The organism is Streptomyces sioyaensis (assembly GCF_004122735.1).
GTDB classification, from domain to species: Bacteria; Actinomycetota; Actinomycetes; order Streptomycetales; family Streptomycetaceae; genus Streptomyces; species Streptomyces sioyaensis.
The window spans coordinates 15254-36626 of record NZ_SDIF01000006.1; the positions used below are offsets into that span (position 1 = coordinate 15254).

19 protein-coding genes are annotated in these 21373 nt (G+C 73.1%); 5 read left to right on the forward strand and 14 right to left on the reverse strand.

The features are described 5' to 3' along the window. Positions 1-72 precede the first annotated feature (72 nt). Positions 73-606: a GNAT family N-acetyltransferase gene (locus EST54_RS03490; protein WP_129244882.1), complete on the reverse strand. Its 534-nt coding sequence runs from the start codon at positions 604-606 to the stop codon at positions 73-75. 141 nt (positions 607-747) lie between these two features. Between EST54_RS03490 and EST54_RS03495 the strand changes: the two genes are divergently transcribed. The 5 genes from EST54_RS03495 (at position 748) to EST54_RS03515 (ending at position 4534) form a co-directional block, all read left to right on the forward strand. After that, positions 748-1134 carry a VOC family protein gene (locus EST54_RS03495; RefSeq protein WP_129244884.1) on the forward strand — a complete coding sequence of 129 codons (387 nt, stop codon included), beginning with the start codon at positions 748-750 and terminating at the stop codon, positions 1132-1134. Between the two features lie 223 nt (positions 1135-1357). After that, entirely contained in the window at positions 1358-1927 is a 570-nt protein-coding gene (locus tag EST54_RS03500) for a DUF5134 domain-containing protein (RefSeq protein ID WP_129244886.1), read from the forward strand. A 138-nt stretch (positions 1928-2065) separates the two neighbouring features. Then, positions 2066-3001, forward strand: a complete 936-nt coding sequence (locus tag EST54_RS03505; protein WP_129244888.1) for a M56 family metallopeptidase — start codon at positions 2066-2068, stop codon at positions 2999-3001. Between the two features lie 94 nt (positions 3002-3095). Next, the gene (locus EST54_RS03510) at positions 3096-3839 is read left to right on the forward strand and encodes a phosphatase PAP2 family protein (RefSeq protein ID WP_129244890.1); all 744 of its coding nucleotides are present in this window, start codon (positions 3096-3098) and stop codon (positions 3837-3839) included. Next, positions 3827-4534: an HAD family hydrolase gene (locus tag EST54_RS03515; RefSeq protein WP_129244892.1), complete on the forward strand. Its 708-nt coding sequence runs from the start codon at positions 3827-3829 to the stop codon at positions 4532-4534. Before EST54_RS03510 ends, EST54_RS03515 begins: the two co-directional genes overlap by 13 nt. A 147-nt stretch (positions 4535-4681) precedes the next feature. Here EST54_RS03515 and EST54_RS03520 read toward each other — a convergent pair whose 3' ends face one another. The 13 genes from EST54_RS03520 to EST54_RS03580 form a co-directional block, all read right to left on the reverse strand. Further along, positions 4682-6901, reverse strand: a complete 2220-nt coding sequence (locus EST54_RS03520; protein WP_129244894.1) for an NADP-dependent isocitrate dehydrogenase — start codon at positions 6899-6901, stop codon at positions 4682-4684. Between the two features lie 182 nt (positions 6902-7083). Continuing rightward, on the reverse strand, positions 7084-7623 hold the full coding sequence (locus tag EST54_RS03525) for a hypothetical protein (protein ID WP_129244896.1): 540 nt from the start codon (positions 7621-7623) through the stop codon (positions 7084-7086). A gap of 160 nt (positions 7624-7783) precedes the next feature. Beyond that, the gene (locus EST54_RS03530) at positions 7784-8968 is read right to left on the reverse strand and encodes an amidohydrolase family protein (protein WP_129244898.1); all 1185 of its coding nucleotides are present in this window, start codon (positions 8966-8968) and stop codon (positions 7784-7786) included. Beyond that, positions 8943-10076: an MAB_1171c family putative transporter gene (locus tag EST54_RS03535; RefSeq protein ID WP_167511472.1), complete on the reverse strand. Its 1134-nt coding sequence runs from the start codon at positions 10074-10076 to the stop codon at positions 8943-8945. The genes EST54_RS03530 and EST54_RS03535 overlap by 26 nt, the downstream gene beginning before the upstream one ends. A 23-nt stretch (positions 10077-10099) precedes the next feature. Then, positions 10100-10621: a hypothetical protein gene (locus EST54_RS03540; RefSeq protein ID WP_129244901.1), complete on the reverse strand. Its 522-nt coding sequence runs from the start codon at positions 10619-10621 to the stop codon at positions 10100-10102. Positions 10622-10632: 11 nt separating this feature from the next. Next, the gene (locus tag EST54_RS03545) at positions 10633-11103 is read right to left on the reverse strand and encodes a hypothetical protein (RefSeq protein WP_239013636.1); all 471 of its coding nucleotides are present in this window, start codon (positions 11101-11103) and stop codon (positions 10633-10635) included. Positions 11104-11657: 554 nt separating this feature from the next. Then, entirely contained in the window at positions 11658-14591 is a 2934-nt protein-coding gene (locus EST54_RS03550; RefSeq protein ID WP_129244903.1) for a helix-turn-helix transcriptional regulator, read from the reverse strand. A gap of 248 nt (positions 14592-14839) precedes the next feature. Next, the gene (locus EST54_RS03555; protein WP_129244904.1) at positions 14840-16030 is read right to left on the reverse strand and encodes an MFS transporter; all 1191 of its coding nucleotides are present in this window, start codon (positions 16028-16030) and stop codon (positions 14840-14842) included. Positions 16031-16143: 113 nt separating this feature from the next. Next, a complete protein-coding gene (locus tag EST54_RS03560) occupies positions 16144-17202 on the reverse strand; it encodes an ROK family protein (RefSeq protein WP_129244906.1) in 1059 nt (352 codons plus the stop codon). Between the two features lie 65 nt (positions 17203-17267). Beyond that, positions 17268-18242, reverse strand: coding sequence for a glycosyltransferase (locus EST54_RS03565; protein ID WP_129244908.1), 975 nt, complete (start codon positions 18240-18242; stop codon positions 17268-17270). Continuing rightward, a complete protein-coding gene (locus EST54_RS03570; RefSeq protein WP_129244909.1) occupies positions 18239-19054 on the reverse strand; it encodes an HAD family hydrolase in 816 nt (271 codons plus the stop codon). Before EST54_RS03570 ends, EST54_RS03565 begins: the two co-directional genes overlap by 4 nt. Continuing rightward, a complete protein-coding gene (locus EST54_RS03575; RefSeq protein WP_129244910.1) occupies positions 19012-19965 on the reverse strand; it encodes a PfkB family carbohydrate kinase in 954 nt (317 codons plus the stop codon). The genes EST54_RS03570 and EST54_RS03575 overlap by 43 nt, the downstream gene beginning before the upstream one ends. After that, on the reverse strand, positions 19962-21359 hold the full coding sequence (locus EST54_RS03580) for a hypothetical protein (RefSeq protein ID WP_129244911.1): 1398 nt from the start codon (positions 21357-21359) through the stop codon (positions 19962-19964). The genes EST54_RS03575 and EST54_RS03580 overlap by 4 nt, the downstream gene beginning before the upstream one ends. Positions 21360-21373: the final 14 nt, after the last annotated feature.

Sequence of the window (21373 nt, forward strand, 5' to 3'; positions counted from 1 at the left end):
TCGGCACCGCCCGGCCGCACGCCCAAGGGGGCCCGTCCACCGGACGGGCGCCGCGGCCGCGCCCGGCGTGCCCTAGCCGAGCGGCTTGACCAGCAGCTCGAACTCCAGGTCGGGGCGCTGCGGGATGCCGAATCGCTCATCGCCGTACGGGAACGGGGTGAGCTGTCCGGTGCGCCGGTAGCCGCGGCGCTCGTACCAGGCGATCAGCTCGTCGCGCTGCCGGATGACCGTCATCCGCATCTCGCGGACGCCCCAGGTCTCCCGCGCTATCCGCTCGGCCTCCGCGATGATCACCTTGCCGAGGCCGCCGCCCTGGAGCTGCGGGCGCACCGCGAACATCCCGAAGTACGCGTGGTCCCCGCGGTGTTCGAGCTGGCAGCAGGCGATCAGTTCCCCGTCCCGCTCGGCGATCAGCAGCCGGCCGTCCGCTTTGCGCACCACGGCGGTCACGCCGTCCGGGTCGGTGCGCTGGCCCGCCAGCAGGTCCGCCTCCGTCGTCCAGCCGGCCCGGCTGGTATCGCCGCGGTACGCCGACTCGATGAGCTCGACGAGCCCGGGGACGTCGGCGTCGAGGGCGGTACGGAAGGTCAGCTCGCTGGTGGGCATGGCGCGCGGAGTCCTCTCAGAGCAGCACGAATGACTGCATGGAGGCTAACAAGTGGTATGCCTGCCGTGTCAGGGCCTTTCGCCACGGCTTTTCGGCGGTGGCGAAAGGCCGCGCCCGGCCGCGGGCCGTAGGGTCCCGGCATGGTGCACGTACTGAGCAGCAGGGTGTTGTTGCGGCCGGCCGACCCCGAGCGGTCGCGGGCGTTCTACGGCGAGGCGCTGGGGCTGGAGATCTACCGGGAATTCGGCACGGGGCCCCAACGTGGCACGGTCTACTTCCTGGGCGGTGGCTTCCTGGAGGTCTCCGGACGCGCCGCGGATCCGGCCACGGACACCCTCCAGTTGTGGCTCCAGGTGGCGGACGTGGCCACCGCACACGAAGAACTGCGGGCCCATGGCGTCGAGGTGCTGCGGCCGCCCGTGCAGGAGCCGTGGGGCCTGATCGAGCTGTGGATCGCCGACCCGGACGGCCACCGGATCGTGCTGACGCAGGTCCCGGCAGACCATCCGCTGCGCTACCGCCCCTGAGGCCTGTCCGGCGGAAGCGGGGCCGGGCGCGGTCCGCGGTGCCCTTGCGCGTGCGCTGCCGGGCCCGGAGCCGCCGGGCCTGGAGTCGTCGTGCCCGGAGCCGCCTGCCCGGAGCCGTCGGGCCCCCGCACCCGCGCCCCCCGTGCGTCCGTGCGCTCCCGTGTGCGGGTCACCGGGCGGGAATCCTGCCCCCGTTGCGTACGGGTCCAAGGGGAGGTGCTCGGTGCACGGACCACCGTGGGTCGGCTGGCCGCTGGTGCTGCTGTGTGCCGCGGCCGGCGCGTACTGCCTGGTGCGGTCGCGTACCGTCCCGGCCGCCGAGCGGGGTGCGGCGCGCGGTGAGGGGCTGATGGCGCTGGGGATGGCGGCGATGGCGTGGCCGGCGTCCGCCGCGGCGCCCCTGGCGTGGTCGCCGTGGCTGTTCACCGCGGTGTTCGGGGTTGCGGGGCTGTGGGCGCTGGCCCGGCGCCATCTGCACCATGCGGTGGGCGCGGGGGCCATGGCGTACATGGCGCTCGCGATGGCGCTGCCCGCCGGGCAGTGGGGCCCTGCCGGGCACCCGGACGGGATGAGCCCGATGGGGCACCCGGTGCCGGGCGGAGTGCCGTTGCTGACCGGGCTGTTGCTTCTCTACTTCACGGTGTACGTGATCGCGGCGGGCGTCCGGCTGGTGCCGGCGGCGGTGACCACGGGGCCGGACGGGCCGGCGGCGGACGGCGGGCCGCCCGGGGTGCTGCGGGCCTGCCGGGTGGCGATGGGGATCGGCATGCTGGCGATGCTGCTGGCGCTGTGAACTGCGGCGATGCCTGCCGCCCCGTGGTGCGCCGCCCGCACGCCCGGTCCGCGGTTCACACCCGTTGCGCGGGTGGCATACGTCACTTCCGGCCCGCGCCCGTACCAACGGGTAGGCGCCCGCTCATAGGCTGACGCCATGATGGTCCCCCTCGCGCTGATGATTCTCGGCGTGCTGGCCGCGGCAATGGCGCCGCGGCTGATGGCCCGTTCCGACTGGCCCGACCGTGAGCCGGTGCTCGCCCTGTGGGTGTGGCAGTGCGTCGTCGCCGGTGTCCTGCTGTGCTGCCTGCTCGCGATGTCGCTGAGCGCGGCCGCCGCCTGGGAGGCCGTGCGCAGCCCGGTGTTCGGATTCGCCCCGCATGTGGTCGTCGAGGCGTATGCGCTCCAGGGGTACGGGCCCTGGGCCGGGGCGCTGGCCCTCCTGCTGGCGGGCGGGGGCGCCTGGACCGCCGTCACCCTGACCCGCGAGGTGCGGGCGGCGCGCGCCCGCCGCCGGCAGCGCCGCGCCGAACTCCTGCGCCGCTCGCCGCTGCTGCCCGGTGAGGAGCCGGCCGGGGAGCGCCTGGTCGTCCTGGAGGGCGACCGCCCGGAGGCCTGGTGGTTGCCGCACTCCTCACCCCAACTGGTCATCACCACCTCGGCGTTGCGGCGCCTGAAGGACCGTCAGCTCGATGCGCTGATCGCACACGAGCAGGGCCATGCGCGGGCCCGGCACGACCTCCTGCTGCACTGCGCCTCGGCGCTGGCCGTCGGATTCCCGCAGATCCCGGTCTTCGCCGCGTTCCGCGATCAGGTGCACCGGCTGGTCGAGCTGGCCGCCGACGATGTGGCCTCGCGCCGCTTCGGCCGGCTGACGATCGCGCTGGCGCTGGTCGAGCTCAACGAGGACCGCGGGGTGTTCGGCCCGTGCCCGGCCCAACTGGCCCAGGTGCCGGAGCGGGTGGACCGGCTGCTGTCCCCCGCACCCCGTTTCACCCCCGGCCGACGGCTGCGGATGACGGCGGTGGCCGCGCTGGTGCCGGCGGTACCGCTGCTGGTGACCTTCATTCCCGGGCTGCGCGCACTGACGTAGGGCCGGTCCGACGGGTCTGGGCGCGGGCCCGGCCATGACCGGACGGGCCCTCCGCCCCTCGCCCCGGGCGCCCGGCGTGGGCGAGGATCGTCCCATGCCCACCACGCCGCCTCCCGCCGCCCGGATTTCCGCCGTGGACGGCGAACGCCGCGCCGCGTCCGCCCCGCCGCGCCCCGCCGTCGCCGCCGCCCTGCTGTGCACGGTCCTCTTCGGCCTGCTGCTCACCCTCGTCGTGCTCCGCTGGAGCCCGCTGATCTCCCTGGACACGGACCTGGCCGGGGCGCTGCACCGGACGGCCGTCGCCGAGCCCGGCTGGACCCACCGCAACCGGGTGCTCAGCGACTGGGTGTGGGACCCGTGGACGATGCGGGCGGTGCTGGCGGCGGCGGTCTGGCTGCTGCTGCGGCGCGGGGAACGGCTGCTCGCCGCCTGGGTGGCCGCCACCTCGCTGCTGGGTACCGGCGTCCAGCAGGCGGTGAAGGCGCTGGTCGGCAGGGAACGCCCGGTCTGGCCGGACCCGGTGGACTCCGCGGGCTATGCCGCCTTCCCCTCGGGGCACGCACTGTCCGCGCTGGTCGCGGGCGCCCTGGTGCTGTGGCTGCTGCGGCTGCACGGGGTGTCGCGGCGGTGGCGGTGGGCGGCCCGGGCGGTGGTGGCGGTCTCGGTCGTCGGCGTCGGCTTCACCCGGGTGTTCCTGGGGGTGCACTGGCCGTCGGATGTCGTCGGCGGCTGGCTGCTGGGCGGCGCCCTGGTGGCGGGGTCGGTGGCGGCGTACCACGCGTATCCGGCCAGGTGGGATCGACCCGGCTGCGCGCAGGAGACAGGATGGCGGTCATGACGACGATCACAGGTGTGCTCTTCGACTTCTCCGGGACCCTGCTGCACATCGAGCCCGCCGAGTCCTGGCTGCGCGCGGCGCTGACCGCGTCCGGCACGGCCATGGACGAGGCCGAGCTCGCCCGGCGGGCGGCCGCACTGGAACGGGCCGGTGCGCTGCCCGGCGGCGCCCCGCCCGTCGAGATCCCTGCCGATCTGGCCGGGCAGTGGGAGATCCGCGACCGCGACGCCCGCCTCCACCGCGCGGTGTACACCGGACTGGCCCGCCAAGTACCGCTGCCCGCACCGGAGTTGTACGACGCGCTCTATGAGCGCCACAAGACCGCGGAGGCCTGGCGGCCCTACCCGGACGCCGCCGAGGTACTGGCGGAGCTGCACCGGCGCGGCATCCGGATCGGCGTCCTCAGCAACATCGGCTGGGACCTGCGGCCGGTGCTGCGCGCCCACGGCCTGGACCGCTATGTCGACACCTGCGTGCTGTCCTGCGAGCACGGCCTCCAGAAGCCCGATCCACAGCTCTTCGCCCTCGCCTGCCGGGAGTTGGGGCTCGCCCCGTCCACGGTCCTGATGGTGGGTGACGACCGTACGGCGGACGGCGGCGCGACGGCGGTGGGCTGCGCCTTCCTGCCGGTGGAGCGCCTGCCGGCGGACGGGCGCCCGGACGGCCTGCGGCCGGTGCTGGACCTGGTGGGCTGAGGAGCGGCGGGGGCGGTCCGCCGCCCGCGGCGCCGGCCGCTCCACCGCTTCGCCGGGAGCGCCCGTGTGCCGGACCCGGACGGAAAAACGGAACCGCCCCGGCCGGCGGGTGCCGGCCGGGGCGGAAGGGGCTTCCGCGGCTGCGCGTCAGCTGAGGGTCGCGAGGGCCTGGTTGAGGGTGGCCGACGGGCGCATGACCGCCGAGGCCTTCGCGACGACGGGCTGGTAGTAGCCGCCGATGTCGGCCGGCGAGCCCTGCACGGCGATCAGCTCGTCGACGATGGCCTGCTCCTGCTCGGTAAGCGTCTTGGCGAGCGCCGCGAACGCCTCCGCGAGCTGGGCGTCCTCGGTCTGCTTGGCCAGCTCCTGCGCCCAGTAGAGCGCGAGGTAGAAGTGGCTGCCGCGGTTGTCGATGCCGCCGAGCTTGCGGCTGGGCGACTTGTTCTCGTTGAGGAAGGTGCCGGTGGCGCGGTCGAGGGTGTCGGCGAGCACCTGGGCGCGCGCGTTGCCCGTCTTCTGCGCGAGGTGCTCGAAGCTGACCGCGAGCGCGAGGAACTCACCCAGGCTGTCCCAGCGCAGGTAGTTCTCCTTGACCAGCTGCTGGACGTGCTTCGGCGCGGAGCCGCCGGCACCGGTCTCGAACAGTCCGCCGCCGTTCATCAGCGGGACGACGGAGAGCATCTTGGCGCTGGTGCCCAGCTCCAGGATCGGGAACAGGTCGGTCAGGTAGTCACGCAGCACGTTGCCGGTGACCGAGATCGTGTTCTCGCCGCGGCGGATGCGGTCGAGGGAGAACTTGATCGCGTGGACCGGCGCCATGATCTCGATCTGCAGGCCGTCCGTGTCGTGCTCGGGGAGGTAGGCCTTGACCTTCTTGATCAGCTGCGCGTCGTGGGCGCGCTCCTCGTCGAGCCAGAACACCGCCGGGTCGCCGGTCGCCCGGGCGCGGGTGACGGCGAGCTTGACCCAGTCGCGGATCGGCAGGTCCTTGGTCTGGCACATACGGAAGATGTCGCCGGCGCCCACGGCCTGCTCCAGCACGACGTTGCCGGCCGCGTCGAGGACCCGCACGGTGCCCGTGGTGGGGATCTCGAAGGTCTTGTCGTGGCTGCCGTACTCCTCGGCCTTCTGCGCCATCAGGCCGACGTTCGGCACCGAGCCCATCGTCGACGGGTCGTAGGCGCCGTTGGCACGGCAGTCGTCGATGACGACCTGGTAGATACCGGCGTAGCTGCTGTCGGGGAGCACCGCGAGGGTGTCGGCCTCCTCGCCGTCCGGGCCCCACATGTGGCCGGAGGTGCGGATCATGGCCGGCATGGAGGCGTCGACGATGACATCGCTCGGCACGTGCAGGTTGGTGATGCCGCGGTCGGAGTCGACCATGGCGAGCTCCGGGCCCTCGGTGAGCTCGGCGTCGAAGGACGCCTTGATCTCGGCACCGTTGGGCAGCGACTCCAGGCCCTTGTAGATGCCGCCGAGGCCGTCGTTCGGGGTCAGGCCCGCGGCGGCGAGCGACTCGCCGTACTGGGCGAAGGTCTTCGGGAAGAAGGCGCGGACCACGTGGCCGAAGATGATCGGGTCGGAGACCTTCATCATCGTGGCCTTCAGGTGCACGGAGAACAGCACGCCCTCGGCCTTGGCGCGGGCGACCTGCGCGGTGAGGAACTCGCGCAGCGCGGCCACGCGCATCACGGACGCGTCGACGACCTCGCCCGCGAGGACCGGTACCGACTCGCGCAGCACGGTGGTGCTGCCGTCGTCCCCGGACAGCTCGATGCGCAGGGAGCCGGCGTCGGCGATGACCGCGGACTTCTCGGTGGAGCGGAAGTCGTCGGTGTCCATGTGCACGACGTTCGTCTTCGAACCGGACGTCCAGGCGCCCATCCGGTGCGGGTGCGCCTTGGCGTAGTTCTTCACCGACGCGGGGGCGCGGCGGTCGGAGTTGCCCTCGCGCAGGACCGGGTTGACGGCGCTGCCCTTGATCTTGTCGTAACGGGCGCGGATGTCCCGCTCCTCGTCGGTCTTCGGGTCGTCCGGGTAGGCCGGGAGCGCGTAGCCCTGCTCCTGGAGCTCGGCGATGGCCGCCTTGAGCTGCGGAATCGAGGCCGAGATGTTCGGCAGCTTGATGATGTTCGCCGCGGGAGTCTTGGCCAGCTCACCGAGCTCGGCGAGGGCGTCGTCGATCCGCTGGCCCTCCTCCAGGTGCTCGGGGAAGCTCGCGATGATGCGCCCGGCCAGGGAGATGTCACGGGTCTCCACGCTGACGCCGGCCGTCGACGCGTATGCCTGGATCACCGGCAAGAACGAATACGTCGCCAGGGCCGGGGCCTCGTCAGTGTGGGTGTAGATGATGGTCGAGTCAGTCACCGGGTGCTCCGCTCCACGTCTGCAACATTGCTCGACATCAAGATATCTCGTGGGCGGCTCCGTCTCGACATGACCCCGCCACGGGCAAATCCGGAGGAATCCGTTCCGAACGGTTTCGGCCGGTCCAATTCGCGCCGGCCGGCGGGCGACCCCCTGGAACGGCCCGCCGGCAGGGCGATCGGTCAGCCCACCTTCGTCCACCGCCGGCAGCCGCTGGTCTCGAACGTCTCGCCCTTGGTGAGGGTGATGCGGGCCGGGCCCCGGAGTGTGCCGTGGGCGATGAGGCTGCCCCTCGCACCGCTGGAGTCCTTCGCGCGTGCCCAGGAGCACCGGGGTATGCCGGACGCGGCGGGGCCGCCGGTCCGGTACGTACCGGCGGCGATGTCCTCCCCCACCCGATGACTGCCCTGGCCGATCGTGGCGCCGGACCCCGCGACGGCCGCCTTTCCGGCGGCTTTCTCCGGCTTGCCCACCGAGGCCCTGACCGGCTTGGCGGTGAAGGTGACCGCCACCGTGGGGGCCGGCTTCGCCCCGGGCTTCGTGCCGCCACCGCCGTCGCCTCCGACGGCCGCGCCGAGCCCGAGGACGGTGCACGCGCACACCGCCCCCACTGCGATCTTGAGTGCGGCGCGCTCCTTCCGCGGCGGTTGCCCGGCCGGCGGCACAGCGAAGGAGTGGAGCTGCTGACCGAAGGACGCGGGCTGCTGTTGCGAGTGCGACATGAACGTTCCCCCAGCATCTGTGATGGTGTGGTGAAGACCGCTCAATGCCGTTGAAGGTTGTACGGAATCCCGGGTGGTCGTCGTCCACTCGCCGCGCGCTCGCCCGCCCCCGCCGGAACGGGGTGCGCCGACGCCCCGGCCCGCGGGCCGGGGCGGCCCCTCAGACGATCTCCTGGCGACCGTTCATGAAGACGTGTCGGACGCGGCGGAGGACGTCCAGCTCGTGCAGCGGGTTGCCGTCGACGACGAGGAGGTCGGCGCGCAGGCCGGGACGGAGGGCGCCGGTGTCGGTCAGCCCCAGGGCGCGGGCGGCGTCGACGGTGGCCATATCGAGAATCTCGGCACGGGTGAAGCCGAGCGAGGCGAAGAATTCGAGCATGCCGACGTAGTCGCCGAACCGCGCTCCCGGCACACCGGCGTCGGTGCCGGCGATGAACCGGACACCGGCCTCCCGCATCTCGCGGATCACCCTGGTCATCGACTCGGCGCGGTCGGGGCCGAGTTGCTGGAGGAACAGCTGCCAGTCCCCGGAGACACAGCGGCAGACGGCTATGTCGTTCTCGATGATGCGGCGGGTGATCTCCGGATCGTAGGTGACGCCCTCGGCGGTGCGCCAGGAACAGTGTTCAAGGGTCCGGACGCCGGCCTCGACGCAGTCGGTGATGGCGGCGGTGCCGTGGGCGTGTGCCGCCACCTCCAGGCCGTGGCAGGCGGCCTCCTCGACGATCAGGCGCAGTTGAGCGCGGGTGAACTGCGACTCCCACATCCGCGGGCCCCCGGGGGTGAGGGCGCCGCCGGAGGCCATCACCTTGATCAGGTCGGCTCCGGCCGCCGCGTTGCGGGCGATCTGCTTGCGGATGTCGTCGTCGGTGGTGACCCCGCCGCCGAGAAATCCACAGTGCCCTCCGGGGAGGGTCAGGGGTGCGGTCGCGGCGAGGATGCGCGGCCCGGTCGTCTTCCCGGACGCGATGGCCGCGCGCAGCGCGATGGTGAGGTCGTCGCGGTCGCCGAGGTCCCGTACGGTCGTCACCCCGGCGGCCAGGAACTGTCCGGCGCGGTCCGCCATGGCGGCGGCGAGCTCGTCCGGGGCGGCCTGGGTCACCGCGCGCACCGGGTCGGGGCCCGCGTCGAAGGCGAGGTGGACATGGCAGTCGATCAGCCCGGGCAGCACCGTGGCCCCCGGGCAGCGCAGCCGCCGCACGCCCGGATCCACCGTCGCCTCCAGCTCGGCCGCGGTACCGACAGCGGTGATCACGTCGGCGTCGACGAGGACGGCGCCGTCGCGGATCTCCTGGTCAGCACGTCCGGTGAGAACCAGGTCAGCGGTGATCAGTACCTTGTTCACGATGTCCTTTCGCATAGGCACGGGAGACGGCGACGAGTTCCCGGGCTTCGGCGCCCAGGTCGTTGCCGGAAGGGGAGGCGATGCGGGTGGCGGAAAAGGCCGTATCGGGATCCTCGGTGGCCGGCTTCAGCGCGAGCGCCTCGGCGATGTGCCGGGCGAGTTGATCGGCCGGGCCGCGGGCGAGATCGGCCTCGGGGGCGACGCGTGCCAAATAGGGGCTCAGCCGCACCAGTCCGTCGCGGCATTCGATGAGCCGGCGGTAGAACCGCTCGTGGGTACGGCGGAACCGGAAGCGACGCCACCTGGAACCGCTCGGCTCGACGTTCAGGACGAGTTCCGGATAAGCCGCGGCAAGGGCGGTCCACAACGGGGTGAGCTCGCGGTACATACGGCGGTGATGGACCACTGACCGCAGATGGGCGGCTACTTGCATGCCCGCGGAATAGGTCAACCCGAGCAGGACGATGCCCAGCGCCCAGTCGTTCATCGACCAGTTCACCGTGTTGAACGCCTGATGCGAGCCGGGATCGTCGATGCGCAGAAAGACCCAGACGACCCGATTGACCGAGGTGAGGGCCAGCACGAACAGGCCGAGTGCCATGGCCCGCAGGCCGACCGCCAGGTGCCGGTTCGCCAGGCGCGCATAGCGCAACGCCCAGAGCGCCGGGGTGAGATAGGCGTAGACGAAATAGGCGTTGCCGATGAGGTAGAACGCGGCGATGGCCGGCTGTGTCATGTCCGCCGTGGTCAAGGTGTGCCCGCGCAGCGCCGGCGGCGTCGCGATCATGTCGATGACCAGGACGGTCAGGACACCGGCGAGCAGGCCCGCGTGGAGCCGGACCTGGCGCCGCCCGGCGGCGTCCGGGCCGGGCATGGAGAAGAGGAAGACCAGGATGAGCGCGCCGAGGCCGGACATGTGGACCGCGTTGAACACGATCTTTCCGACGCCGACCGCCGTGGCGGAATCGACCGCGAGGAGGACATCGGGAAAGCTGAGGATTTGCCCGGAAGCCAGCAGGAGCAGGCAGGCGACCAGAAGGCGCAGCACCCGGTCCCGTGGTGCGCGGGTCAGGTCGACGATCTTCCATATCGCCCCGACGATCAGCATGAGGGTCACTGGCTGTTGGAAGATTACGTCCACCCCCAGCGGGGGTTCAGCGCGGAACTGAGCGGGCCGAGCGCGGAATCCTCAGGGGTGCGTGGGGTGGCGTAGTCGATGACCACCGCCCACTCCTGGATGATGGTCGCGACCAGTTCGGCCTCGCGTTCATAGTCCTCGGTGTAGCAGGTGCGGCGAAATCCCCGGGGGACCTCATCGCCGGGGTAATCGGGACCGAGGTCCGGCAGTTCCTCCTCGAAACCGCCGTCGTCCTGGTGGTCGGCGAGGATGTGGCCGATCTCGTGCAGGATGATGTGGTCCTGATGTACGCGGGTCGTTTCCTCTTGGTAGAAAATGCATTCCTCGTGCGGCCGCGACATCCACACCCCGAACGGGCCGGGTATCGGCAGCGCCCAGGGAATCAACCGTATGGGTTTGCCCCGGAGTTCACCGAGTCGGCGGCATAACTCGCGCACCTCCAGCGGGGGCTGAATGTCGAGCTGCCGCAGCAGATGCTTGCAAGAGCGGCGGAGTTCGCGTTCGCGTACGGCCACGACGTCCTTTCTCACGCCCCGGCGCCGGTGCCGGGGGTCCCGTCCTGATCGAATGTCTCGATCATCTTGAGCAGTTGCTCGCGCATCGCCGGCGTCATCGCGCCCGCCCTCATCGCGATCTTCCACACCTGATGACCGGCGAGCCGTTCGCGCAACAGCGCGTCCTCGGGGTCCTCTTGGGCGACCAGGCACTGGACCGTGATCGGCCGCGACTCCGGCTCGCGGTGGTCGTCGAAGAACTTCGCAAGCCCCTCCAGGACGCTCAGCGTCGGGTTGGTGTGCGACCCGTTGCGCAGCATGGCCAGATAACTCCGCGAGAGCGTCGCCGGGTGCGAGGGATCGGCGGTCACCGCCTTGGCCACTTCGGCAGTGGAGTACTCCCGCTGCCGGCCATGGGCATCGGTCCACCGCACCCTCGCGAACAATGCGTTCAGCCGCTCGGCCAGCGACCGCTCGCTGCCTCGGTCAGCTTCTGCCACCATGCCCACGCTCCCCCGGCCGGACCCGCCCGTCATCCCCTGTGTCAGCCACTGTGTACTAGCCGATTGGCCACTACACAAGACTACTTGACCCTGTACTCCACAGGGTGCCAATATATTGGACGCTTCGCGCATGACACCGGCTGACGTCAGAGAACACGCCCTCTCCGCAGGCATGTTGGAGGCCGTGCTTCCCACGACAGCCCGTCGCGCACGAGACCGGTGACCGAGGAGTGGGCCTGCCCGCGCCGACCGCTTGCAGCTCTGGGCGGCCGTACACCGGAATCCGCGGTCCGGTGGAGGAAGTGGTTCGAGCCGTCACAGGGGAACGGCTCGCGCTCACGTCCCTCCGCCGGATCCTTGCGCGCCGAGCCGGGACGTGTCTCTCCCTAGGGGGTGTCTCTTCGATCTCCGTGGATCAGCCTGCGGCGTCTGGTGCCGTGCATCGCAAGGCGGAGCGTCTCCCTCGGACTGGGTGTCCGTGGGTGATGCGACAACGCCGCGAGGCGCGGTACCAGACGCCGCAGGCTGATCCACGGAGATCGAAGAGACACCCCCTAGCTGCTCCCGCCGGCGTTGCCGAGCGCGGCGACGAGTTGGGAGCGCCCGGCGATGTGCAGCTTCCGGTAGGCACGGGTGAGGTGGGTCTCCACGGTCCGGAGGGACACGAAGAGGCGTTGCGCGATCTGCTTGTTGCTGTAGCCCTGGGCGGCCAGCGCGGTGACCCTCTCCTCGCTGACCGTCAGATTGCCACCGGGGTGCGCCGTGCGCGTGGTGGCCCGGCCGCCCGCGTCGTGCAACCTCTTCTGCAGGCGCTGGGCGAGCGAAGTGGCCCCGCACGCGGTGGCGATGTCCAGTCCGCGGCGTACGGCGGTACGCGCGCCGGCCCTGTCGTCGCGCTGCATCAGCGCGCGCCCGTAAGCGTGCAGGGCGCGGGCGAGCTCAAGACGGGCGGGGGTGCGCTCCAGCGTGCTCACGGCCTCGGCCAGCAGGGCGAGCCCTCGCGGCCCGTCCGTCATCGCGCCCTGGGCGAGCAGCGCCACTCCCAGGGCGCGCGGGATCTCGCAGCGCCTCGCGAGCGCAAGCTCCTCCTCCAGGAGGGCGTGTGCGTCGCGACGACGGCCCAGCGCCAGCTGGAGGACGGCGGCACGGGACCGCCAGGGGGCGATCACCGGGCTGAGGGCGCCGGACGTCGCGAGGTGGTGACCGCACTCCCGCAGGAGCGACAGCCCGCCGTAGAGGTCGCCCCGCGCGGTGCGCAGCGCCGACAGGCTCATCAGGAAGCGGCTCCATTCCCAGGAGACGTCGGCCGGGTCGGTGCCGGCGTGCCGGGCGGCGAGGGTCTCGGCCGTCTCAAGATCGCCCTGCTCCACCAGGGTGTCGATTCTGATGGCTTCCAACGACAGCCAGAACGGTGGCTCGCCCTTCGGCCACGGCCCCTCGGCCGCGGCACCGGCCGTGGCGGCCGCCTCCCCGATGTCCCCCCGCGCCCACAGGATGCTCGCCTTGTAGACGAGCAGGGACGAGGACAGCAGGTCGAGGCGCCGGGCCCGGGTCTCCCGCAGCAGGTTTCCGCAGAACTGCTCGGCCCGGTCGAGCTGGTCCAGATGGAGCAGGGAGCGGGCCACGCAGTAGTGCAGCGGGAACAGGTCGAGGGAGAACGTGGGCAGATTGACCCCGGCGCGGTTGACCAGCTCGACGACCTCCCCGGCCGGCTTGCCCGCCCGCAGCGCGTCGAACGCCCGGATGCCCAGCAGTTGTCGTTCCCCCGGCGTGCTGCCCGTCAGTTCCTCGTCGACCCGCACGCTCGGCTGTCCTGGCGCGCTCCGCAGCGAGGGCCGCTCGAACTCCAGCCACCAGCGCAGTGCCTCCTTGCGCAGCCGCCGCTCGCGGGCGCTCGGCGCCGGATGCTCCTGCGTGGACAGTTCGGCGGTCAGGCCGGCCAGCCCCACGGCAAGCCCGCGGTGGTCCCGGGTCAGGAGGGAGGAGTACGTGATCACGCCGACGGCCTTCGTGCGGAGCGAGGCGTCGTTCAGCCCCTCCAGCGCCCCCGCCGCGTACGACACCGCGAGGGTCGGGTCGTAGTGGCTGGCGGCGGTGGCGAGTTGCAGGAGGACCTGGGCCTGTTCGTCCGGCGTGATCGGCTGATGCACGGCGTGGCGCAGATACGTCACGGCGGTCTCGGCGGCGCCCCTGCGCACCGCCTCTTCGGCGGCCCGGCGCAGGACGCTCACCGCCCAGCCGCCCTGCACCGGACCGGCGGCCAGGAGGTGTGCGGCCACCTCCTCGTCGGGCCGCCCGCCCAGGTGGAGCACCCGGGCCGCCCGGGCATGGGCCTCCCCCACCTCCTGGGGGGACCACTGGGCCCGCACGGTGTCCCGGACCACGGGGTGCGTGAAGCACAGGTCGTCGCCGGCGCGCAGCAGGCCGAGGGCGTGCAGCTCCGCCGCCGCGCACCGGATCACGGCCTCGCCCTTGCCGCAGTAGGCCGCCAGCAGCTCCGGCGGCCGGCGGTCGCCCAGGATGGCCAGCCCACGGGCGAGTGCGGCGGTGTCCTCGGACCCCTGGCAGAGCCGGTCCCTGATCTCCCGGTGCAGCGTGTGCAGGCCGAAGGTCGTGATGCTCTCGCGCCCCTTGCTGTCCGGCCGTACGCCGCTGCGCCGGGCATCGCACAGCAGCGCCCGCAGAAAGAGCGGGTGACCGTCGGTTGCGGCGTGGGCGGCGGCGGCGAAGGACGGATCTCCGGGTCGGGTGTCGAACACCTCCGCGACCAGGCGTTCCACGCTTCCCGGAGCCAGCGGCTTCAGGGGGATGGTGCGGCATATCGAGGGGTGGGCCAGCTCGTTGAACAACGCCTCGGGCGCGGGCCTTTCGCCCGTGCGCGTGGTGACGGCCAGCAGCACGGGGTGGGCGTCGGCCTGGTGCACCAGGCCCGCGAGCCACCGCAGCGACGGCGGGTCGATCGACTGCACGTCGTCGATCGCCAGCAGCAGCGGCCGACGACGCGCGAGGCGGAAGGCGAGGTGGGTCAGGCTCCGTATCGCCTCGGCCCCGTCGGGGCGGGCGCCGGACACGTGGTGCGGGCGGTCCGGCAGGCAGAGCATGCGCACGACCGAGTCGGCATCGCCGTTCAACGGATGCCCGTGCTCGAAGCCGGGGTCGGCGGCCAGCAGCGAACGCAGCAGCCGCCGGACCGTCCCGAAGGCGAAGTCACGCTCCAGCGCGTGGCAGTGTGCCCGCAGCACCAGGAAGTCGGGGAGCCCGTCGAGCCAGTGGTGCAACAGGGTCGTCTTGCCGATGCCGGCGTCCCCGTCGAGCTGTACGACCCGCAGCCCCCCGTTGCGGACTTCCCCGGCCACCGCTTCCAGCGCGGTCAGCTCGGCGGCACGTCCCACGAAGGGCCACGCGGCCTGCTCGGACGCACGGTCCTGCGGCGGCTCGGCGCGCAGCGGGAGACCCGGATCCATCGTGTCGCGTCGGCGCCTGTCCATCCGGTGCTCACCTTCTGTCGCTCGGTGTGTCAGACGCTTGCTTGCTTAAGCAGGTTGCACATGCGGCGGCGCGGATCGGATTTCGGTAAGTGATCGCCCTGTTCGGCGAGGTGGAGACCGCATGTGTCGTGGTACGGGCGGCCCGGTGTCGTGGTCGTGCCGCCCACCCGTCGTGGTCCCGGGCGGTCACGGGGTGTGACGGAGAGCGGCACCGTTCCGTGGGGCGGAACCAGTTGGGGAGACACCCCCTAGAGCCGGCCGGAATCCGAATCCGTGCTGTGGGCGCGCAGGATGCCGGCCGTGCCCGCCGCGAGGAGGCAGCACGCAACCGGCACGAAGAACGTGAGGTTGAGCGGGGCGAAGCGGGTCAGCTGCCCGATGACGGCCGGCCCGGCGAGCATGCCGAGGTAGCCGAGGCCGGCGACGCGGGAGACGTTGGCGCCGGTGGCGGCGCGGTCGGCGTGGCCCGCCGCGCTGAAGAGCTGCGGGACACATCCGGCCAGCCCGGCACCGCACACGGTCCAGCCGAGCAGGGCCAGCGGGACCGAGCGGGACAACGCCACCACCGTCAGGGCCAGTGCGGCCGTCGACGCCCCGTACCGCAGGACCGCCACCGGACCCCAGCGCGCGACCACGCGGTCGGCGAGCAGGCGGCCGACCGTCATGGCGGTCGCAAAAGCCCCGTAGGCGAGGGCAGCAGTGGAAGCGGGCGCGTCGAGGACGTCCCGCAGGTGCAGCACGCTCCAGTCGTAGGCGACGCCCTCGGACAGCATCAGGACCAGCGCCAGGGCGGCCAGCATCCAGATGCGCCGTGGTGTGCGGCGGCGCGTCCCCGCGGCGGCCGCCGGCCCTACGTCGGTGTGGGGAGGCTCGGGCCCGAGCAGCGCGGGGGCCGCCAGTACGGCGGTCACGAGGCCGACGACCGCCGTGGCGCCGAGGGCCGCCACGGGGCTCCAGCCCCAGCCGAGCGCGCGGGCACCCAGCAGCGCGGCCAGCACGCCGCCGACGGAAAAGGTGGCGTGGAAGGCGGACATCACAGGGCGTTGGCATCCGCGCTCGACCTGGACGGCGTGCGCGTTCATGCTGACGTCCAGGCAGCCGTTGCCGAAGCCGAGCACCAGCAGCGCCGCCCCCAGCGTCCAGGCGCCGGTGGCCAGCCCCGGCAGAATCAGCGCCGCGCTGCACAGCGCGGCGCCGCACGGTACGACGGTGCGGGGGCCGAGGCGATCGGTGAGCGGCCCGGCGGCCTGCATGCCGAGGAAGGCTCCCCCGCCGAGCAGCAGAAGGAGCCAGCCGAGGACGGCATGGCTGATCCCGGTGCGGTGCTCGACGACGGGGATGTGGACGACCCACATCCCCAGGAGGAATCCGTTCAGCGCGAAATAGCCGAAGGTCGCCAGCCGAGCGGCGCGCAGCCGCCGTTCCCCGCCGAGAGACATGAAGAGCAACTCCTTGGTTCGGTGGTCCGGCTGCCTGCGTACGGGGAAGAAGGGGAGGCGGTGCACCGGCGGGGAGAAGGTCCTGCCGTGCCTTCTCGCCGGTGCACCGCCGGTCAGGGGGCCGGGGCGGCAGGGGCGCCGTCGGCCGCGGCGGACGGGGGCCGTCGCGCGTAACGGTCGGGGGCGAGGAGGGTTGCCGCGGCGCCCACCAGGCAGGCGTCAGCGCCCAGAGCGGACGGGTGGAGGGATACGCCACGGACGAAAGCCAGCCCGGCGAATTCCCCCATCCCGGCCTCGATGGCCTCGAACAGCACCCGGCCGGCCTGTGCGACGCCACCGCCGATCACGATCCGGTCCAGATCGCAGACCGCGCACACGGAGGCGAACGCGGCGCCGAGGGCCCGGCCCGCGCGCTCGAACGCGGCCGAGGCCACCGGGTCGCCGGCGCGGGCCGCGGTGCTCAGGTCGCGCGCCGTGGACTGCCAACCGGGCCCGCGCCATCCGGCCCGGCGGGCCCAGGCGACCAGGGCGGTGCCACTGGCGTAGAGCTCCAGGCAGCCGCGGCTGCCGCACGGGCACGGCGGGCCGGCGAGGTCGATGACGGTGTGGCCGATATGCCCGGCGTTGCCGGAACGGCCCGTCCAGGGACGCCCGTCGAGGAGGAGACCGCCGCCGACACCGGTGGAGACGACACAGCCGAGCATGTGGTCGGCCCCGCGGCCGGCGCCTGCCCAGTGTTCGCCGACGGCCGCGCAGATGCCGTCGCCGACGAGGGTGACGGGGCATCCCGGTACCAGTGCGGCCGCCCGGTCGCGTACCGGGAAGTCCCGCCATACCGGGATCATGACGGGGCTGATGGTGCCGCGGGCCACGTCGAGCGGCCCGGCGGAACTGACGGCGATGCCGCACACCCCGCCGTAGTGGGCGCCCGCCTGCGACAGCGGGACAGCGGCCGCGCCGGCCACGGCGGACCATGCCGCGTCGGGGTCCTTCCCGGTGGGAGTGGGTATCTGCGTACGGGCCGACACCCGGGCCGCCGCGTCCACCAGTGCCGCCGCGATCTTGGTGCCGCCGATGTCGAGGGCCAGGACCGGGCGTGCGTCCTCCCCCGGCCCCGGAGCGGGCCGGGCCGCGCGGGAGTCCGTCGTCAGGGCGCGGGGGGTACGGGTCATCACTACTCCGCTGAGGGTGGTGGACGAGGCCGGAAGGGCCGGGCGCGGGAGGCGGGGCGCCGGCCCTACAGGTAGAGCACGCGATGCCGGACGCTTCCGACGAGCCGGCCGGACCGCAGGGCGGCCCGGGAAAGCCAGGCGGCCCGGCGGTCGGTGCGGCCCACGAGGTGGAGCCCGTGGCACAGGAGCCACCCCCACTCGCGCGCGAGGCCCGGGAGGGAGGAGCGGGGCATGCCGTGGGCGGCGAAGGTGCGGAAGAGCATGGGGTGGGACCTGCCGTAGCGGAACGCCTGGCGCACCATCTGCCGGACGGTCGAGCGCAGTTGGTAGTGCACGACGGCGTCCGGGACGAAGGCCAGTTCCCGGCCGGCGAGCTGCGCACGCCAGAAGAACTCGACGTCGTCGGATCCGTACAGGTACCGCTCGTCGAAGCCGCCGAGCAGCGCCCAGACCTCCCGTCGGGCACCGCAGTTGGCGCCGAGCGGGTAGGGCAGGAATCCGAAGGTATCGGCGAGACAGGCGGTCGGCTTGGGCGGGCGGGCGGCCAGCGCCACCGGATCGTTCAGGGAGACGCGTTCGAGGGCGCCGCCGACCGCCGGTGACCGGCGCAGCGCCTCCTCCATCGCGGTGAGCCAGCCGGGGGCGACGACGTCATCGGCGTCGCAGAACACCAGGACGTCGCCCGTGCTGTGCCGGCAGCCCGTGTTGCGGGCACGGTTGACTCCCCCTCCCCCGGTTCCCCGGGTGCGGACGACGTGCAGCCGGGGCAGCCGGGGCCGGTAGTCGGCGGCGACCTCCCCGGTGCCGTCCTGCGAGCCGTCGTCGACGACGATGACCTCCCACGGCCCGGTGTAGTCCTGGCCGGCGAGGGCCTCCAGTTGCCGGCCGAGCGTGGCGGCGGCGTTGCGGGCGGGGAGGACGACGGAGACCAGGGGGAGCGGCCGCACCGGCTGCGCTTCCTGCGCCGGTGCCGGTTCGGGTGCCGGCTCCGGTTCCGGTGCCGGCTGCCCGCCGGTCTGCTGGTTCCGTGCCGCCGTCACGGCCGTCTCCCGGTGTCGGTGGGGCCGGTGGGGCCGGTGGCCGCGTCGGTCGTGGCATCCGTGGGCGCGGGGGCCTGCTGGTCCCGCGGCCGCGGGTCTTCCGGCTGTGGGCCGTCCGGCGGGGGACCGCCCAGCACCGCGGCGAGCACGGCGTCGGTGTCCCGCAGGTCGGGGAGCACCGACTCGGCGCCGGCCGCCCGTAGTTCCGCGAGGGTGTACGTGCCCGTCGCCACGGCGATCGGCCGGGCTCCGCCGGCGCGTGCGGCCTGCACGTCCCGGACAGTGTCCCCGATCACGACCGTGTTGTCCGGTCCGAAGACGGCTCCGCAGCGGTGCCGCGCCCGTTGCTGCGCGATGCCCACCAGGTCGGCGCGCACGGCGCTGTCGGACCCGTAGGCGCCGATCCCGACCTCCACGCATTCGTGCAGTGCGACGGCGCGGAGCTTGCGGACGGCGTTCCGGAGCAGGTTGCCGGTCAGCAGGGACTGGATCACCCGGGGCTCGGCGCGCAGGGCGGTGAGCGCTTCGCGGGCGCCGGGCAAGGCGTGGCTGTGGTCGCGCAGTTCCTTCGCGACCGCCCGCAGGGACCTCACCATCGCCCGGTCCGCCGCGGACTGGGCGATGCCGGTGACCCCTTCGAGGGCGAGGAGCTCTTGCAGAATCGCGCGCTCGGTGCGGCCTTCCGTCTCCACGGTGGCGGTGGGAGCACGCCCGGTCAGCAGGGTGAAGGCCCGGGGGTACACGGACGTGGCGGCCGGCCCGCTGACCATCAGGGTGTGGTCGATGTCCCAGAGAACGAGGGTGGTGCACATGGTGCTCCTCGGTTGGTGGATCGGTGCGGCCCCGTGGGGCCCGGGTTCCGGGGCACCGCGTAGGGGCCGCGGGTGGCCGCGCACAGGGCCGCGGTGGCCGCCGCGAACGTCACGGCCTCGGCAGCAGCGCTGCCGGTGCCCAGTGCGAAGGCCAGTGCGGCGGCGAAGTTGTCGCCCGCGCCGTAGCAGTCCACCACCGGGCGGGGAGGACGGACGGCCCGGTAGCGTCGGGCGGTTGCGTCCCGTGCGCGGTACACGCCTCCTTGCGCGCCCTCGGTGACGACGAGCAGGCCCGGTGGCCGGGGCAGGCCCGTCGGGTCGCAGCGCTCCGCGGGATCGTCCGCGCTGCCCACCATGGCGTCCACGGGGATCCCCGCGGTGGTGAGGAGGGGGAACTCCCGGCTGGTGGCGGTGAGGACCGCTGCCTGCCGTGCCCGCGCCAGGGCCCCCGCTCCGCCGGCGGTGAAGTAGACGGTGTCGTAGGAGCGGAGGGTTTCCCAGGGCAGGTCGTCCGCCTCTTCCGGCTGGAGCCGTGCCCCCAGGGTGGTCGTGGTCCGCTCGCCGGAGGCGTCGACGAGGCTCACGGCGGACCGGGTGGGCCGGTCCCGTACGGCGGCCACCACCTCCACGCCGAGCCGGCCGAGCACCTCCCGGGAGCGACCGGCCGCCTGGTCGTCGCCGAGCGCCGTGAAGAAGGTGCACGCCCCGGCCAGGGCCGCGAGTCGCACGGCGGCCACCGCTCCGCCGCCGGCCGGCCCCTCCCAGAGGACCTCCGCGTGGACGATGTCGCCGCGGGCCGGCAGCTGCCGCACCCGCGCGATGGTGGTCCATTCCAGGTGTCCCACCACCGCGGCCCGCAGGCGGGGTACGGCGGCGGCCGGCGGGTGCCGGGGGGCCGGCGGGCCGGTCATGAGCCGGTCTCCCGGCCGGGCCCGCCGGTCACCAGTGCCAGGTGCCGGTCCACGTCCGGTTCCGCCGGTCCCGTCAGCTGGCGGAACAGGTCGTCCAGGAGGAGGGTGCCCATCAGGTAGTGGCCCAGGGCGAGTTCCTCGGGCGGCGTGCACCGGCCCTCGGCGTCCGGTTTCGGCTTGAGGTCCGACAGGCGGCAGGGGGCCTCCGCGAGGACGTGGAGATCGTGAGTGAGCAGCAGACGCTGCCGCCAGCCGGGGTCCCCCTCCAGCAGCCCGGATATCTCGGAGCTTTCCAGGTACGGCAGGAAGCCGTGGGCCGCCGAGCGGTAGCCCGGGTAGACGGGCCGGCGAAACCCGACCCGGTAGCGCGGCGTGCCGTGCACGGTGGCACCGTCGATGGCCAAGCCCAGTCGGAGGGCGGGATCCCACACGGTGAGGCTGAACAGGGTCTTGGCCAGGTCGTAGACGGGATCCCAGTGGTCCACGGAGCCGCGCGGATCGATGATGCGGTAGTCCGTCACGGGGTCGGGCGGCGCGTCCGTCACCGGGTGGGCCCGGGCGCCCGTCTCCGGGTGGGCCCGGGCATCCGTCTCCGGGTGGGCTCGCGCGGCCGTCTCCGAGTGGACCTGCGGACCGTCGTCAGTCCCGGTGCCGGCGGCCCGTCCGACCAGGATGTTGCGGACGTTGGCGTCGCCGTGGGCGGGGAACATCAGCCGGGGCGGGGCCAACCGCCCCAGCAGGGCGCCGTGTTCGTCCGACAGGTGCTGCAGCAGCCGGGCCGGCGCGACGCAGCGCCGGTCGTTGATCACCAGCTCGTCGGCCGCGGCGACCTCGGGCAGCCGGCGTGCCAGCACCGGGAGCCGGCGCAGGAACCTCCCGAGGTTGACCTCGGGGAGGTGGTCGGCCGGGGCCGGGACCGAGCGGGTGGCGTAGCCGTGCACGAACATGCCGTGCACCACGGCGTCGTGGTGGGCGAAGAACCGCCGCGTTCCGTCCGGCCCCTCCCGCAGGCACGCGGCCAGATCCCGGGACGGGTAGTACGGCGTGGTGCAGGCGGCCCATCCGCTGCCCTCGATGCTGTTCAGTACGGGCAGGTAGTGGGCGCCCAGTTGCGGTGCCGCTCGGCGGATGAGGGCGATCTGCTCGCGTTTGCCGCGGAAGGAGGACAGGTCGTGCCCGTCGACGGCGCCGCTCGCCGCGGTCAGGACCTTCAGGACCAGCTCGGTGCCGTCGGCCGTGCACGCCCGGTGGACGCGGGCCGGCGAGCCACCGTCGAGGATCTCCTCGCCCACGTCGAGGCCGAGTCGCTGTGCGGCCTCCTGGATCGCGCGCCACTCGTCGGGGCCGGCGGTGGAAGGGGGCCCCGGCGTGGTGCGGGGCTGGTGGGTGCTCATGGTGTCCTCCGGGC

Excerpts from the sequence above, each read along its gene's own strand:
- EST54_RS03490 (WP_129244882.1), bottom strand. The coding sequence starts at position 606 with ATGCCCACCAGCGAGCTGACCTTCCGTACCGCCCTCGACGCCGACGTC.
- EST54_RS03495 (WP_129244884.1), top strand. The coding sequence starts at position 748 with ATGGTGCACGTACTGAGCAGCAGGGTGTTGTTGCGGCCGGCCGACCCC.
- EST54_RS03505 (WP_129244888.1), top strand. The coding sequence starts at position 2,066 with ATGATGGTCCCCCTCGCGCTGATGATTCTCGGCGTGCTGGCCGCGGCA.
- EST54_RS03510 (WP_129244890.1), top strand. The coding sequence starts at position 3,096 with ATGCCCACCACGCCGCCTCCCGCCGCCCGGATTTCCGCCGTGGACGGC.
- EST54_RS03515 (WP_129244892.1), top strand. The coding sequence starts at position 3,827 with ATGGCGGTCATGACGACGATCACAGGTGTGCTCTTCGACTTCTCCGGG.
- EST54_RS03525 (WP_129244896.1), bottom strand. The coding sequence starts at position 7,623 with ATGTCGCACTCGCAACAGCAGCCCGCGTCCTTCGGTCAGCAGCTCCAC.
- EST54_RS03535 (WP_167511472.1), bottom strand. The coding sequence starts at position 10,076 with ATGCTGATCGTCGGGGCGATATGGAAGATCGTCGACCTGACCCGCGCA.
- EST54_RS03545 (WP_239013636.1), bottom strand. The coding sequence starts at position 11,103 with ATGGTGGCAGAAGCTGACCGAGGCAGCGAGCGGTCGCTGGCCGAGCGG.
- EST54_RS03550 (WP_129244903.1), bottom strand. The coding sequence starts at position 14,591 with ATGGACAGGCGCCGACGCGACACGATGGATCCGGGTCTCCCGCTGCGC.
- EST54_RS03555 (WP_129244904.1), bottom strand. The coding sequence starts at position 16,030 with ATGTCTCTCGGCGGGGAACGGCGGCTGCGCGCCGCTCGGCTGGCGACC.
- EST54_RS03560 (WP_129244906.1), bottom strand. The coding sequence starts at position 17,202 with ATGACCCGTACCCCCCGCGCCCTGACGACGGACTCCCGCGCGGCCCGG.
- EST54_RS03570 (WP_129244909.1), bottom strand. The coding sequence starts at position 19,054 with ATGTGCACCACCCTCGTTCTCTGGGACATCGACCACACCCTGATGGTC.
- EST54_RS03575 (WP_129244910.1), bottom strand. The coding sequence starts at position 19,965 with ATGACCGGCCCGCCGGCCCCCCGGCACCCGCCGGCCGCCGCCGTACCC.
- EST54_RS03580 (WP_129244911.1), bottom strand. The coding sequence starts at position 21,359 with ATGAGCACCCACCAGCCCCGCACCACGCCGGGGCCCCCTTCCACCGCC.